The organism is Micrococcus sp. PSi08, assembly GCF_054960655.1.
This window is the reverse complement of record NZ_JBHNYP010000039.1, coordinates 1-13969: the sequence shown is the minus strand read 5'-3', so window position 1 is coordinate 13969 and position 13969 is coordinate 1. Positions and strand designations below refer to the sequence as shown.

The following is a 13969-nucleotide window of genomic DNA, read 5'->3' as shown; positions in this document are numbered from 1 at the left end:
CCCCCCCCCCCCGGTCCGTGCTTCCTAGAGTGGAGGCATGACCGTCCTGATCGACCCGCCCGCGTGGCCCGCCCACGGCACCGTGTTCTCCCACCTCGTCTCCGACGCCTCCCTCGAGGAGCTCCACGCGTTCGCGCGGGCAGCAGGGCTCTCGGAGCGGGCCTTCGACCGGGACCACTACGACGTGCCCGCGCACCGACGTGCCGAGCTCGTGGCCCGCGGGGCGGTGCCCGTCACCGGACGGGAGCTGGTGCGTCGGCTCGCCGCCTCGGGGCTGCGCGTGCCCGCCCGGAGCCGCGCCGAGAAGCGGGACGTCGTCCTCGCCCGGCGCTGGGCGCGGCTGTTCGAGGGCACGGCGGCGAGCCCGGATGCGGTGACGACGGCGGGACGCGACCTGCTGGCCCGCTGGGCGGAGCCGCATCGGCACTACCACGACCCGGCCCACCTGCTCGCGGTGCTCGAGTCCGTGGACCTGCTCGAGCGGGCGGGGGCGGAGACCGGGCCGGATCCGCGTGCGGTCCGCCTGGCCGCGTGGTTCCACGACGCCGTCTACGCCGGGGACCCCACCGCGCCCGCCGGCCAGGACGAGGCGGACTCGGCCGCCCTGGCCCGGGACGTGCTCACCGATCCGCGGCTGGCCGTGCCGGCCGACGTCGTCGACGAGGTGGCACGCCTCGTGCTGCTCACCGCCGCCCACGACCCCGCCCCGCACGACGCGGCCGGGGCGGTGCTCTCGGACGCGGACCTCGAGGTCCTCGGCCGCTCCCCCGAGGCCTACGCCCGCTACGTGGCCGCGGTGCGGCGGGACTACGCGCACGTGTCCGACGCGGACTGGGCCCGCGGTCGCGGCGCGGTGCTGGACGCCCTGCTGGACGCCGGGCGGCTGTATCGGACCGCGCCCGGCCGAGCACGCTGGGAGGCCGCCGCCCGCCGCAACCTGGCGGCGGAACGAGCCGCGCTGTCGGCCTGAGCGGGGCGCCCCGGTGCTGGCCCCGGACGCGGCGAGGCCCGCCTCCCCGGACGGGGAGACGGGCCTCGCAGGCTGGGCGCCCGAACGGGCCGGGCCGGCTCAGCGGCTGATCACATCATGCCGCCCATGCCGCCCATGCCGCCCATCGGGTCCATGCCCTCGGCGCCGGCGGCGGCCTTCTCGGGCTTGTCCGCGACGACGGCCTCGGTGGTCAGGAACAGGCCCGCGATGGACGCGGCGTTCTGCAGGGCCGAGCGGGTCACCTTCACCGGGTCGTTGATGCCGGCGGCCAGCAGGTCCTCGTACTCGCCGGTGGCGGCGTTCAGGCCGTGGCCGTCGTCGAGGGTCTTGACCTTGTCCGCCACGACGCCGGGCTCCAGGCCGGCGTTGAAGGCGATCTGCTTCAGCGGGGCCTCGATGGCGACCTTCACGATGTTCGCGCCGGTGGCCTCGTCGCCCTCGAGCTGCAGGCCGCCGAACGCCTTGGCGCCGGCCTGGATCAGGGCCACGCCGCCGCCGGCGACGATGCCCTCCTCCACGGCGGCCTTGGCGTTGCGCACGGCGTCCTCGATGCGGTGCTTGCGCTCCTTGAGCTCCACCTCGGTGGCCGCGCCGGCCTTGATGACGGCCACGCCGCCGGCCAGCTTGGCGAGGCGCTCCTGCAGCTTCTCGCGATCGTAGTCCGAGTCGGTGTTCTCGATCTCGGAGCGGATCTGGGCCACGCGGCCGGCGATCTGCTCGGCGTCGCCGCCACCCTCCACGATGGTGGTCTCGTCCTTGGTGACGACCACCTTGCGGGCGGTGCCCAGCAGGTCGAGGGTCGCGTTCTCCAGGGACAGGCCCACCTCGGAGGAGATGACCTGGCCGCCGGTGAGGATGGCGATGTCGGCGAGCATGGCCTTGCGGCGGTCACCGAAGCCCGGGGCCTTCACGGCCACGGACTTGAAGGTGCCGCGGATCTTGTTGACCACGAGGGTGGCCAGGGCCTCGCCCTCGACGTCTTCGGCGATGATCAGCAGCGGCTTGCCCGACTGCATGACCTTCTCGAGGATCGCCACCATGTCCTTCACGGAGGAGATCTTCGAGTTGACGATGAGGATGTAGGGATCCTCGAGGACGGCCTCCTGGCGGTCCGCGTCGGTCACGAAGTAACCGGAGATGTAGCCCTTGTCGAAGCGCATGCCCTCGGTGAGCTCGAGCTCGAGGCCGAAGGTGTTGGACTCCTCGACGGTGATGACGCCCTCCTTGCCGACCTTGTCCAGGGCCTCGGCGATGAGGGAGCCGATCTGCTTGTCCGCGGCGGAGATCGAGGCGGTGGCCGCGATCTGGTCCTTGGTCTCGATCTCGCGGGCGGCGGAGAGCAGCTCGGAGGTGACGGCCTCCACGGCCTTCTCGATGCCGCGCTTCAGGGACAGCGGGTCGGCGCCCGCAGCCACGTTGCGCAGGCCTTCGCGGACCAGCGCCTGGGCCAGCACGGTGGCGGTGGTGGTGCCGTCGCCGGCGACGTCGTCGGTCTTCTTGGCGACCTCCTTGACGAGCTCCGCGCCGATCTTCTCGTACGGGTCCTCGAGCTCGATCTCCTTGGCGATGGAGACGCCGTCGTTGGTGATGGTGGGGGCGCCCCACTTCTTCTCCAGCACCACGTTGCGGCCGCGGGGGCCGAGGGTCACCTTCACGGCGTCGGCCAGGGTGTTCAGACCCTTCTCCAGGCCGCGGCGGGCCTCTTCGTCGAATGCGATGGTCTTGGCCATGTGCAGGTCCTTTCTGGACGTCGGCTTCCTACTGCTGGTGGCTGACCCGCGCCGGTGCCCGCGACGGACGGCCCCTGGGGGCCTCACCGGTGGACAGGTCCTCCTCCACGGCGCCGGGCCGACCGGGGTACGGCTGGCAGTCGCGCCTTCGGAGTGCTAACCCCATTATGAGCACTCGCACCGGGAGAGTGCAAAGGGTCCGCGGTGCGGGAGCCAGCCCTTCCGCGGACGGCGGACGGCCCCCGGCAGCACGCCTCGGGAGGCGCCCCGCCGGGGGCCGTGAGCGGTGCGCGGCCGGCACGGCCGCGCGACGGGCGGATCAGCCGGTGACGACCACCGCGACGCCGTTCACCTGCAGGTTCGGGGTCTGCATGACCGGGAAGCCGAGCTCCTTGCCGACCGCCTCGGCGGCGGCCTTGTTGGCCGAGCCGTTGTACAGGACGGTGGAGGACTGGATGCCGTAGCCGCTCCAGTTCTTCGCGTCCACCGAGGTGTAGCCGGCGCTCCTGAGCCGCTGCGCGTAGGAGGCGGCGAGTCCCTGGGAGCGGGTCGCGTTGTACACGGTGACGTGGGTGCCGCGCACGGCCGAGGACTGTGCGGCCGCACGAGAGCTCGACGCGGCTGCGGACTGTGCGGCCGCACGGGAGCTCGACGCGGCCGCGGCCTGCGAGCGCGAGGCCTCCGCCGCGGCGGCGGAACGGGACGCCTCGGCGGCCGAACGGGACGCGGCGGCGTGCGAGGACTCCGCCGCCTGGGCGGCCGCCGACCGAGACGCCTCGGCGGACTGCGCGGCGGCTTCGGAACGCGAGGCCTCCGCCGCCTGTGCCTCCGCGGCGGCCCGGGACGACGCGGCAGCCTGGGACGACTCGGCGGCCTCGGCGGCAGCCGCCTCCTGCGCCGCCCGCGAGGACTCGGCCGCGGCCGCGGAACGGGACGCCTCCGCCGCGTCCTCGGACGGGGTGGCGGACTCGGTCGCGGACGCAGTCGACGCCGACGCGGAGGACGCCGAGGAGGACACGGACGACGCCGACGTCGACGGCGCGGCAGCCGGGGCCGTCGTCGAGCTCTCGGCGGCGACGGGCTCGGAGCGGTCGCCGGTGAGCCACGGCAGGACGACGCCCACGAACAGGCCGGCGAGCAGGACGAGGCCGGCCACCCAGAGCAGCGGGCTCAGGCGGCGACCCCCGCCCGTGGCGGTCGCGCCGGCGACGGCGAAGGACTCGCGGTGCGCGCCGCGCTGGTCCGTGTACTCGGGGACCTCGTCGAAGCGGTCGGGCTGGTAGGCCATGGGTCAGTTCTCCTGGCGGGAAGCGGGCGTGGACGGCGCCGGATCCGCGGGCCCCCTCCGGGCCCGGCTGCGGGTGCCGCGCTTGCGCAGCAGCCGCGTGACCAGCAGGGGTCGGTAGGCCAGGGCGGCCTCACGGTCCAGCAATCCGTTCAACACCTGATAATAGGCGGTCGGAGACAGCCCCAGACGCTCACGGACGGCGTGGTCCTTGGCCCCGCCGTACCGCCAGGTGGCGGCCTCCAGGTCCAGGACCGCACGCTCCAGGTCCGTCAGCTCGTCCCGCCGCGCCCGCGCGCGGGCACCCTCGTCCGGGGCCGGATCGGGCGAGACGGGCGTGGGGTGGGACATGGCGGCCACTGTACCCACCCGGTCTACCCTCGGGGCATGGAGTTCATCGCGCCCCTGGATCCGGGCTGGGAGGCGGCCCTCGCCCCGCAGGCCGCCGCGTTCGAGCAGGTCGGCGAGCGGCTGCGGGCCCGCCGGGCGGGCGGAGAGCAGGTGCTGCCCGCACCGGAGCACATCCTGCGGGCGTTCCGCCAGTCGTTCGCGGACGTCCGCGTCCTCGTGCTGGGCCAGGACCCCTACCCGACGCCGGGCCATCCGATCGGCCTGAGCTTCGCGGTGGACCGCCACGTGAGGCCGCTGCCCCGCTCCCTGGCCAACATCCACCGGGAGCTGCACGACGACCTCGGCATCACCCCGCCCGCCCACGGCGACCTCTCCGCGTGGACGGACCAGGGCGTGCTGCTGCTGAACCGCGCCCTCAGCGTGCGGGCCGGCGCACCCGGCAGCCACCGCGGCCTCGGCTGGGAGCAGATCACGGAGGCCGCGGTGCGGGCCCTCTGCGCGCGCGGCACCCCGCTCGTGGGGCTGCTGTGGGGAGCCGACGCGCGGCGCATGGCGCCGCTGCTGACGGCGGCGGGGGCCGGCGTCGTGGAGTCCCCGCATCCCTCGCCCCTGAGCGCCCACCGCGGGTTCTTCGGCTCCCGGCCGTTCAGCCGGGTGAACCGGCTCCTCGAGGCGGCCGGCGCGGCCCCGGTGGACTGGCGCCTGCCCGACTGAGCCGGGCCGCCGGTCAGCCGCGCTGGTGCATCACGAGCTCGGTGGGCAGCAGCGTGCCCATCCGGTCGGTGATCGGCTTGGCCAGGGTGTTGCCGAAGGCGACGCCGGCCGCGATCGCCACGACGATGACCGCGGCGTTGAACAGTCCCTCGACGCCCAGCAGCGTGGCCCCGGTCTCCACGGTGAACCCGTAGACGGACCGGAACATGGTGAGTCCGGGAAGCAGGAACAGCATGGACGGCAGGACGATCACGAGCGCCGGGGCTGCGAGCCGCTGGGCCACCAGGCGGCCGAGGAACCCGACCGCCGCCGCGGCGACCGCGGGCACCAGCCGGTCGCTGACCCCGACCTGCTGCGCGGCCAGGTACGCGCCGAAGCCGGCCCCGGACACGAGACCGCAGGCCAGGATCTGCGGCCACCGCGACTGCTCCACCACCGCGTCCGCCATGCCCGCGGCCATCACGAGGCCCAGCAGCAGCAGCGGCGGATAGCTCAGCGTCCCCGCCTCGGCCAGGTCCAGCTGTTCGAATCCCAGGAGATCCCCTATGCCCACGGCGATCATGATCCCGGCCATCACGCCGGCGAACACGAGCAGCGCGGAGAGGAAGCGGCCCGCGGCGGTCACCGGGAAGCCGTGGATGGCGTCCTGCACCGCGGTGACGAACCTCGCCGTGGGCAGGAGCATCATGATGCCGCCGGCGATCACCAGCGCCGGGTTGACCGGCAGGTCGAGGGCGTGGGCCATCAGCGCGATCACCGTGGCCGTGATCGCCCCGAACATCGTGGAGAAGATCTCCGGGAAGCGCGCCTTGTCCGCCTGGACCTTGAGCCAGAAGACCAGCCAGGTGGAGACCATGCCCAGGGCCGCGCCCGTCCAGGTCCCGCCGATGAACGGCACGAAGCAGGCCACGAACACGCCGGAGAAGAGGACCTCGAAGACGGCGGGGAACGGCTTGGGCTGATGCCGGATCTCCACGAGCCGGCGCTGGGCCTCGGCCCGGTCCACCTCGCCCGCGGCGATCTCCTCGACGAGCCGGTGGACGGCCACGAGCCCCTCGAAGTTCACCGAGGACGAGCGGACCACCCGCTGGAGGGTGAACGGGGCCTCGCCGCGTGAGGAGTCGGGCGCGTAGTTCAGGGAGATGGACTGGTTGGTCAGGTCCACCTCGGTCTCGAGGATCCCGTAGGCCTGCGTGGCCACGATGATCGAGGTCTCCACGTCCAGCGAGGCCGCGCCGAAGCTGAACATCGTCTCGCCCAGCTTGAGCGCGAAGTCCAGGGTGGTGCGGGCCTCGAGGGCCTGCGCCTCCGCGCGACGCTGCTGCAGCGTGGAGCGCATGCGGCGCCCATACGGCGAGGAGTGCGGGCGGTCGGCCAGCACGAGCGCCTGCGTCGGCAGGTTCTCGACGAAGACCTCACGGGAGCGCCGGCCCCGCCGACGCCCGCGCTTCTCGGGCGGGCCCACGGGGACCACCGGGTCCGGGACGGTGATGTCCGGCGCGGGGATCACGTCCGGAGCGGGCAGGGCGCCGTCGGCGTCCGCGGGGGCCAGGACGGAGGTGGGCACCTGCTCGGACAGCGGCGGCTCGGTCAGGGGCGCGTCCGCGGCCGGTTCCGGCAGCGTCTCCGCCTCCGGCTCTGCCGGCTCCTCCGGCTCCGGCTCCGGATCGGCGGCGGCGGGGCGGACCACGGGCGGCAGCGGCTCCGTCGGCTCGACGGCGACCGCGGCCGCGGCCGGGTGGGCCGACTCCGCCGGGTCGAGGTCGAGCAGGCCGGGGTCCTCCGGGTCGATCGCGAGGTCGCCGACAGCGGCGGCGTCCTCGGCGCCGGCCGGGCGCAGCACGGGGATGAGCGTGGGGACGGCCGGGGGCTCCGCGATGCGGGGGTCGAACCGCGCCGGCTCCTGGGTGCCCTCCTGCTCCATGCGGCTCACCCTCTCCTTCCGTATGCGGGCGCTGGACGCGCCACGGCGGTGGGCCGAGCCCCGCCGACGCGTCCATCCAACCACGCCGACACCTCCCCCGCCGGGGCCTTCGGCACCGCGGCCCGGGGATGCGAAAGGGCCCTCCCGGAGGAGGGCCCTGCTGCGGTGGATCTTACTGGACTCGAACCAGCGACCTCTCGCGTGTGAAGCGAACGCTCTAACCAACTGAGCTAAAGATCCGGGCGTCGCCCCATGGGGGTGACAACTCGAAGAACGATACCTCAGGCGGCGTCGCCTGTCCACCCGGGCGACGGCCGCCCCGCGCACGGCGGAGCGGCCGTCGAGAGCCGACGAGCACGTCAGGCGTCGGTCAGCGTGGCGCCGGGCTCGAAACCGCCCTGGGCGACCAACGAGGCCCCGGCGCCCGGAGCGGGCCCCGGTCAGGAGCTGCCGCCGAGGGAGGAGACCGCCCTGGTGGCGTCCGCCAGACCGGCGCCGCAGCCTGCGTAGCAGGTCACCGGCATGGACCGGGCCGTGGACGTGAGGGTGGACTCGACCTGGGCCGGGGTGAGGCTCGGCTGCTCGGCCAGCAGCAGGGCGGCCAGGCCCGCGACGTGCGGGGTGGCCATCGAGGTGCCGTTGTAGGCGGCGTGGCCGGCCGTCGTCGGGGTGGTGGCGCCGTTGTTCACGGTCGAGATGATGTTCGCCCCCGGAGCGGTCACGTCCACGGCGGAGCCGTAGTTCGAGAACGAGGCGCGGGCGCCCTGCGAGGTGGAGGCGGCCACCACGACGGTGTTCTGGCAGTTGGCCGGGCGCACATTGGCGGCGGGCTGGTTCTCGTTGCCCGCGGCCACGACGACGGGCACGCCGCGGGAGACGGCCGCGTTGATCGCGTTCTGGTAGGTGGTGCCGCACATGCCGGAGCCACCGAGGGACATGTTGATGACGTCCGCCGGGTTCGGGTTGGCCGGCACGCCCGCCACCGTGCCGCCGGCAGCCCACACGACCGCGTCGGCGATGTCGGACAGCGAGCCGCCGCACTTGCCGAGCACGCGGATCGGCTGGACCTTCGCGTTCGGCGCCACACCGACGACGCCCTGGGAGTCGGCCACGGCCGCGACGGTGCCCGCCACGTGGGTGCCGTGCCACGAGGAGTCGGAGGCACCGGCGGTGCCGCACTCGCCGGCGGCGTACCAGTCGCCCTCGTCACGCGGATTGGAGTCGCGGCCACCGCCGTCGCGCGCCGCCGCGCTGTCGGAGATGAAGTCGTAGCCGGGCACGACGTTGCGGTCGAGATCCGGGTGGGAGGTGATGCCGGTGTCGATGACGGCCACGGTCGCACCGGAGCCCGTCGTGCGATCCCACGCCCCGGGGACCCGCATGCCGTGGCTGCCGGTGAAGCCCCACTGCTGCGAGTAGAGGGCGTCCACGGGGCTCAGGCCGGTGGCGGTGAGGATGGCGTCCGGCTCCACGGCCTCGACCGCCCCGGAGGCCTTCAGGTCGGCCATGAACTTCGCGGACTCGGCCTGATCCAGCTTGCGGTCCGCCGTGATCACGCGGGAGCCGAGCGCGGTCTCACGCAGCTCCTTCACGGAGACTCCGGCCTCCTTCGCGGCCTTGCCCCAGGCGTTCGCGCGGCCCTTCGCGTGGGCATTGGCGGCGGTCTCCTTGTAGGTGACGATGAAGGAGTCGTAGCCGTCGGCGTTCGGGTCCTCGGCCTGCGCCGCCGCCAGGGGTGAGGCGGCGGTCGGGCTGGCTGCGGGTGCGGCGGGGGCGCCGCCGGAGGGGGCCGCGAGCGCGGGGGACGAGGTCAGGGTCCCGCCGGCGAGGACGGCGCCGGCCACGAGGGCGCCGATGCGGCGGCGGGTGCTGCGGGGTGTGGAGGACTGCACGGGATCTCCTCGGAGTTCTGGGTCACCGGATGCGGGCGCCCGAGGGGCTCGGGCCAGGGTGACTGAGCTCACGGTAGGGTCACGATTCCGTCACGGCGAGGCCGCGGGCCGAAGTCTGGCGGATGGTCGAGGCATCTCTCGCGGTTCCGCCAGCCGGGCCGGGCGGATGGTCGGGGCGCGCACAGCGGCACCCCAGCGTCGGCCCGCGCCGGACACGACGACGGCGCCGCGCCCTCCCGGCGGAGGTGCGCGGCGCCGTCGGGCCCGCGGTGGGGTGGAGCCCCCTGCCGGATTCGAACCGGCGACCTGCTGTTTACAAGGCAGCTGCTCTGGCCAGCTGAGCTAAGGAGGCCTGCGGCCGGCGCCCGGGGGCGCCGCGGCCGACCCTCCCAGCGTACAAGGCCCGGGCGGACGGCGCGGGGCGCCCCCTGCGTGGGGACGCCCCGCGGACCTCGGCGACGGGTCAGCCGGGTCAGCCGGCGATCTTGGCGCCCGCCCATTCGATGAAGGTCTTGTCCTCGCCGTCGAGGGCCCAGTTCTTCCCGTCCACGAACACGGTGGGGGTGCCGGCCACGCCGGCGACGCGCGCCTGGCGGGTGGTGTGCTCGACCGCGGAGCGGAACGTGCCGTCCTCGACGCAGGAGGCGATGTCCGCGCCGTGCTCCTGCGCGAGCTGCGTGATCGCCGCGTTGTCCAGGCCCTTGCCCTGGTGCTCGTCGTAGGCGGCGAACAGGGCGGACACGAAGCCGTTGTAGGCCTCGGGCTTCTGGTCCGCCACACAGTACGCGGCGTTGGCGGCGCGGGCCGAGTAGTTCTGGTTGTTCGGGGCGCTCAGGTAGTCCACCATCCGGTACTCGACCGTGACCTCGCCCTGCTCGAGCCACTGCTCGATCTGGTCCCCGTTGGTGGACTCGAAGTCCGCGCAGTGCACGCAGTTGAAGTCCTCGTAGAGCACGATCCGCGTCGGCTCACCATCACCACGGGCCTCGGTGTTCGGCAGGGTCTCGGGCTGAGAGCTCGCGGCCTGCTTCGGCACCTCGATCGTCGAGGGGTCGACCTCGCGTTCTCCCGCGCCCTCCGCCAGGGCCGTGGCCGAGGTCAACTCGATGCCGCCCTCCTCGTTCGCCACGGCGGGGATGGGGCCGGCGGTGGCGGCGTCGTCGCCGTTGCGGTTGAGCACGAACGCGACGACGAGGCCGATCACGAGCACCACCGCGAGGACCGAGCCCCAGATGACGCCGGTGCGGCGGCGACTGTCCTTCCTGCGCTGCTCCTCCTGGATCTGGCGGGCACGCGCACGAGCGTCCGTCGCCGAGGTGTGCGAGCCTGACGTGTTCCGGGCCAAGGGTCCTCCTCGTGGGGCAGTCGGTCCGGGTCGAGCACCGGAGCCGGCGGGCAGCGGGCGCGCCGCGCCAGGCGAGCATAGCGGCCCTGTCTGAAAGGATCGTGACCATGGACACCGCCGAGACCCCCTCCCCCGTCGATCGACTGACCATCACGGGCGCCCCGTCGGGGGACGCGACCGAGGACCCGGCGACGTCTCTGCTCGCCCTGCCCTGGGCGCTCCCCCTCGAGATGTGGCCGCGTGAGGTGCTGGCGGCCCTGCCGCGGGGCATCTCCCGTCACGTGGTGCGCTTCGCCCGGATGGGCGGGGGCATCGTGGCGGTGAAGGAGACCACTGAAGAACTCGCGTTCCACGAGTACCGGCTGCTGCGCCGGCTCGAGCGGAGCCCGGCGCCGTCGGTGGTGCCGGTGGCCGTGGTCACCGGACGCACGGAGGACGACGGCACGCCCCTGCCCGCCGCCCTCGTGACCAGGCACCTGCGCTTCTCCCTGCCGTACCGCGCCGTGTTCTCGGAGCGCCTCGAGCGCCGCACCCTCGTGCGGCTCATGGACGCGCTGGCGACGCTGCTCGTGGAACTGCACCTCGAGGGGTTCTTCTGGGGTGACGTCTCCCTGTCCAACGTCCTGTTCCGGCGGGACGCGGGCGGGTTCGCCGCTCACCTGGTGGACGCCGAGACCGGCGAGCTGCGGGAGCGGCTGTCCACCGGCCAGCGCGAGCACGACCTGGACGTGGCCGCCGTGAACGTGGGCGGTGAGCTGCTGGACCTGCAGGCCAGCGGGCTGCTGGACCCGGAGGTGGACCCCGTCACCACGCCGGACCTGCTCGTGGCGTCCTACCGACGGCTGTGGGACGAGCTGACCGAGCCTCTGCTGTTCCCCCGCGCCGAGCCGTGGCGCCTGGACCGCCGCGTCCGCCGCCTGCAGGAGCTCGGGTTCGAGCTGGCCGAGTACTCACTGCGCGCCGCCGACGCCCCCGGGATGATGATCGCCCGACCCGTCGAGATCCACGCGGGCTACCACCGCCGTCGGCTGACCCGCCTCACGGGACTCGAGGTCCAGGAGAACCAGGCCCGCCGGCTGCTCGTGGACATCGAGGCCGCCCGCCGGGAGTGGGACCCGTACATGGACATCGAGGCTGCGGCGCACCGCTGGGTGGTGGAGGTGTTCGACCCCGTGGTCCGCTCGGTGCCCCTTGAGCTGCGAGCCAAGCTCGAGCCCGCCGAGGTGATGCACCAGCTCCTCGAGCACCGCTGGTACCTCTCCGAGGCCCGCGGCCAGGCCGTGCCCCTGCAGGAGGCGGTGGACTCCTACGTGGACACGGTGCTGCGGGCCCGCCGCGACGAGGACGCGGTGGCACTGCACCCCACGACCACCATGCTGCGCGCCGTCCCACCCGCGGACGCGGACTGACGCCGGACGCGGCTCAGCGGCGCAGGAGCAGGAAGCCGGGGGCCGGGACCGCCGCCGGCACCGTGCCGGGGCCGAGCGGGCCGTGGTCGCCGTGGCCGGCGAGCAGCTCCGCCCGCGTCAGGTCCGCGGGCACGGGAAGCGGCTCCGCGCCGAGGGCGACGAGCAGGACGACGTCGGCGTCCTCGCCGGCGCGGGTGAGGCGCACGTGGCGCCGGGCCGCGTCCACCTCGGCCCGGACGCGGTCGCGGCGAGGGTCGGTGAGCTGGGGCAACGTGCGGCGCAGACCGATCAGGGTGCGGTAGGCGGCGAGCACGCGCACCCCGCGGCCCTGGCCGTCCGTGCCGCCCGCGGCCTCCGCCCAGTCCAGCACCGCCGCGTCCCGCGTCGCGGGGTCCTGCGGGTCGGGGACGTCGGCCGGGTCCCAGCCGTGGGCGGCGAACTCGCGGCGTCGTCCCTGCCGGACGGCGTCCCCGAGCTCGGGCTCGCGGAACGAGGTGAAGAACGGCCACGGCGTCGAGGCCGCGAACTCCTCCCCCATGAAGAGCATCGGCACGTGCGGGCCGGTCAGCAGCAGGGCGGCCTCGGCCGCGAGCGCACCCTCGGACAGGGCGGCAGCGGTGCGGTCGCCGCCGGCACGGTTGCCCACCTGGTCATGGTTCTGGATGCTGGCCACCCACGCATGGTTCGGGACGGCGTCCGGCACGGCGCGCCCGTGATCGCGGCCTCGGAAGGTGGAACGGGTGCCGTCGTGGAAGTAGGTGCGCTCCATGACCTTGGCCACCGCCTCCAGCGGGGCGAAGTCCGCGTAGTAGCCGTGGGTCTCCCCCGTCGCGGCCACGTGCAGGGCGTGGTGGACGTCGTCGTTCCAGGCCGCCGCGAGGCCGAGCCCGCCGGCCTGGCGGGGCAGCACCAGACGCGGGTCGTTGAGGTCGGACTCGGCCAGGAGGGGCACGGGTCGGCCGGCACGGGCCGCGATCCCGTCCGCGAGCGCGGCCATCTCCTCGAGCAGGTGCACGGCGCGGGTGTCCCGCAGGGCGTGCACCGCGTCGAGGCGCAGCCCGTCCACACGCATCTCCTCGAGCCAGAAGCGGACGTTGTCCAGGACGAACCGGCGCACCTCGTCCGAGTCGGCGCCGTCCAGGTTCAGGCCGTCGCCCCAGCCGGTGCCGCCCGGGCCCAGATACGGCCCGAACACCGGCAGGTAGTTGCCGGAGGGGCCCAGGTGGTTGTGCACGACGTCCTGGACCACGCCGAGGCCGGCGGCGTGGGCGGCGGCCACGAAGCGACGGTAGGCGGCGGGGCCGCCGTAGGACTCGTCGACGGCGAACCACGCCACCCCGTCGTAGCCCCAGTTCCGCGGGCCGGAGAAGGAGTTCACGGGCAACAGCTCGACGTGGGTGACCCCGAGGTCCGTCAGGTGCGGCAGGCGGGCGATGGCGGCATCGAGGGTCCCCTCGGCCGTGAAGGTGCCCACGTGCAGCTCGTACAGGACGGCGCCGCGCAGGCCGCCGCCCTGGAGCACGGTCGGATCGGACTCCACCCCGGGCGGCCCGGCCCAGCCCTCGTCCGGCCACGCGACGGAGCGGCCGGCGACGTCGCGGCGGGAGGGCCCGTGGACCGTGTCGGGCTGGCGGCGGGAGCGGGGGTCCGGCACGGGGTCCGCCCCGTCCACGCGGTAGCCGTAGCCGGGGTCGGCCGGCGGTTGCGCGGCGTCGAGGCCGAGGGCGGCCAGCGGGTCCTCCGTGGGCGTCCACCAGCCTCCGGCGGCGGGGTCCATGGCCACGACGGCGGCGACGGGCCAGCGGTCCTCGGCGTCGCGCAGGGCGCCGGGCTCGGTGTCGACGAGGACGAGCTCGACGCTCTCGGCGTGCGGCGCCCACACGGCATAGGGGACGGCGCGCGCGGCCTCGACGGCGGCCCGCTCCGCCGCGGCGGGGTCCACGGGGTCGGAGCCGATCGGGTGCAGGCCCGGGGCGGGGGCGTCGGCCGGGCGGGGCTCGGTCACGGGGCAGTCCTCTCTCGGCGGTCGGACGGGGCGTGCGCCGGGACGAGCAGCGCGACGGGCAGGGTGCTGAGCAGTTCGTCGAGGCGCACGGCGCCGCGCGCGTCCGGGTGGACGGGGTGGCCGGTGACGGCGTCCTCCCACCGCCCGGCCGGCACGGTCACGACGGTCTCGCCCCAGCCACCGGCGGCCGCGAGGCGGACGGGCCAGCGGGTGGCCACGGCGAGCGCCCCGCCCCGGTCGAACGCGATCGCGTGCTCGGCGGCGGGCCCGGAGACGTCGAGCGGGCGGTGGCCGGTGAACAGCTCGGGCCGGGGGCGGGGGGG

The 13969-nt window shown here is 74.6% G+C and carries 10 protein-coding genes, 2 tRNA genes and 1 pseudogene; 3 read left to right on the top strand and 10 right to left on the bottom strand.

Features of this window, described 5'->3' with window-relative positions; genetic code table 11:
* Positions 1–37 precede the first annotated feature (37 nt).
* Positions 38–970, top strand: coding sequence for a DUF4031 domain-containing protein (locus tag ACFI33_RS11155; RefSeq protein ID WP_158183516.1), 933 nt, complete (start codon positions 38–40; stop codon positions 968–970).
* Between the two features lie 110 nt (positions 971–1080).
* Here the strand turns inward: ACFI33_RS11155 and groL are convergent, their stop codons facing one another.
* From groL to ACFI33_RS11140, 3 genes are all read right to left on the bottom strand, one after another.
* Positions 1081–2721 carry a chaperonin GroEL gene (gene groL / locus ACFI33_RS11150; protein WP_010079421.1) on the bottom strand — a complete coding sequence of 547 codons (1641 nt, stop codon included), beginning with the start codon at positions 2719–2721 and terminating at the stop codon, positions 1081–1083.
* Positions 2722–3040: 319 nt separating this feature from the next.
* The gene (locus ACFI33_RS11145) at positions 3041–4009 is read right to left on the bottom strand and encodes a LytR C-terminal domain-containing protein (RefSeq protein WP_155933695.1); all 969 of its coding nucleotides are present in this window, start codon (positions 4007–4009) and stop codon (positions 3041–3043) included.
* A 3-nt stretch (positions 4010–4012) separates the two neighbouring features.
* On the bottom strand, positions 4013–4357 hold the full coding sequence (locus tag ACFI33_RS11140; RefSeq protein WP_205805498.1) for a DUF3263 domain-containing protein: 345 nt from the start codon (positions 4355–4357) through the stop codon (positions 4013–4015).
* A gap of 36 nt (positions 4358–4393) precedes the next feature.
* On the opposite strand from ACFI33_RS11140, the gene ACFI33_RS11135 reads away from it, so the two are divergent.
* On the top strand, positions 4394–5071 hold the full coding sequence (locus ACFI33_RS11135; protein WP_078025820.1) for a uracil-DNA glycosylase: 678 nt from the start codon (positions 4394–4396) through the stop codon (positions 5069–5071).
* A 13-nt stretch (positions 5072–5084) separates the two neighbouring features.
* Here ACFI33_RS11135 and ACFI33_RS11130 read toward each other — a convergent pair whose 3' ends face one another.
* The 5 genes from ACFI33_RS11130 to ACFI33_RS11110 form a co-directional block, all read right to left on the bottom strand.
* Positions 5085–6995, bottom strand: coding sequence for a threonine/serine exporter family protein (locus tag ACFI33_RS11130; RefSeq protein ID WP_462624018.1), 1911 nt, complete (start codon positions 6993–6995; stop codon positions 5085–5087).
* Positions 6996–7161: 166 nt separating this feature from the next.
* Positions 7162–7235, bottom strand: a tRNA-Val gene (locus tag ACFI33_RS11125).
* 200 nt (positions 7236–7435) lie between these two features.
* Positions 7436–8887: a S8 family peptidase gene (locus ACFI33_RS11120; protein WP_462624017.1), complete on the bottom strand. Its 1452-nt coding sequence runs from the start codon at positions 8885–8887 to the stop codon at positions 7436–7438.
* 275 nt (positions 8888–9162) lie between these two features.
* Positions 9163–9239, bottom strand: a tRNA-Thr gene (locus tag ACFI33_RS11115).
* A gap of 120 nt (positions 9240–9359) precedes the next feature.
* On the bottom strand, positions 9360–10232 hold the full coding sequence (locus tag ACFI33_RS11110; RefSeq protein ID WP_127435508.1) for a DsbA family protein: 873 nt from the start codon (positions 10230–10232) through the stop codon (positions 9360–9362).
* A 107-nt stretch (positions 10233–10339) separates the two neighbouring features.
* Here ACFI33_RS11110 and ACFI33_RS11105 point away from each other — a divergent pair, with 107 nt between their 5' ends.
* Positions 10340–11641, top strand: a complete 1302-nt coding sequence (locus ACFI33_RS11105) for a DUF4032 domain-containing protein (RefSeq protein ID WP_127435509.1) — start codon at positions 10340–10342, stop codon at positions 11639–11641.
* Positions 11642–11654: 13 nt separating this feature from the next.
* Here the strand turns inward: ACFI33_RS11105 and treZ are convergent, their stop codons facing one another.
* Positions 11655–13646, bottom strand: a complete 1992-nt coding sequence (treZ, locus tag ACFI33_RS11100) for a malto-oligosyltrehalose trehalohydrolase (RefSeq protein ID WP_155933701.1) — start codon at positions 13644–13646, stop codon at positions 11655–11657.
* A pseudogene (locus tag ACFI33_RS11095) lies at positions 13643–13969 on the bottom strand (malto-oligosyltrehalose synthase); the annotation flags it as partial. The pseudogene ACFI33_RS11095 and the gene treZ, both read right to left, overlap by 4 nt.

Bases quoted from the DNA above. Each gene is read 5' to 3' on its own strand.
- ACFI33_RS11140 (WP_205805498.1), bottom strand. From the start codon at position 4,357: ATGTCCCACCCCACGCCCGTCTCGCCCGATCCGGCCCCGGACGAGGGT.
- groL (WP_010079421.1), bottom strand. From the start codon at position 2,721: ATGGCCAAGACCATCGCATTCGACGAAGAGGCCCGCCGCGGCCTGGAG.
- ACFI33_RS11105 (WP_127435509.1), top strand. From the start codon at position 10,340: ATGGACACCGCCGAGACCCCCTCCCCCGTCGATCGACTGACCATCACG.
- ACFI33_RS11155 (WP_158183516.1), top strand. From the start codon at position 38: ATGACCGTCCTGATCGACCCGCCCGCGTGGCCCGCCCACGGCACCGTG.
- ACFI33_RS11145 (WP_155933695.1), bottom strand. From the start codon at position 4,009: ATGGCCTACCAGCCCGACCGCTTCGACGAGGTCCCCGAGTACACGGAC.
- ACFI33_RS11135 (WP_078025820.1), top strand. From the start codon at position 4,394: ATGGAGTTCATCGCGCCCCTGGATCCGGGCTGGGAGGCGGCCCTCGCC.
- ACFI33_RS11130 (WP_462624018.1), bottom strand. From the start codon at position 6,995: ATGGAGCAGGAGGGCACCCAGGAGCCGGCGCGGTTCGACCCCCGCATC.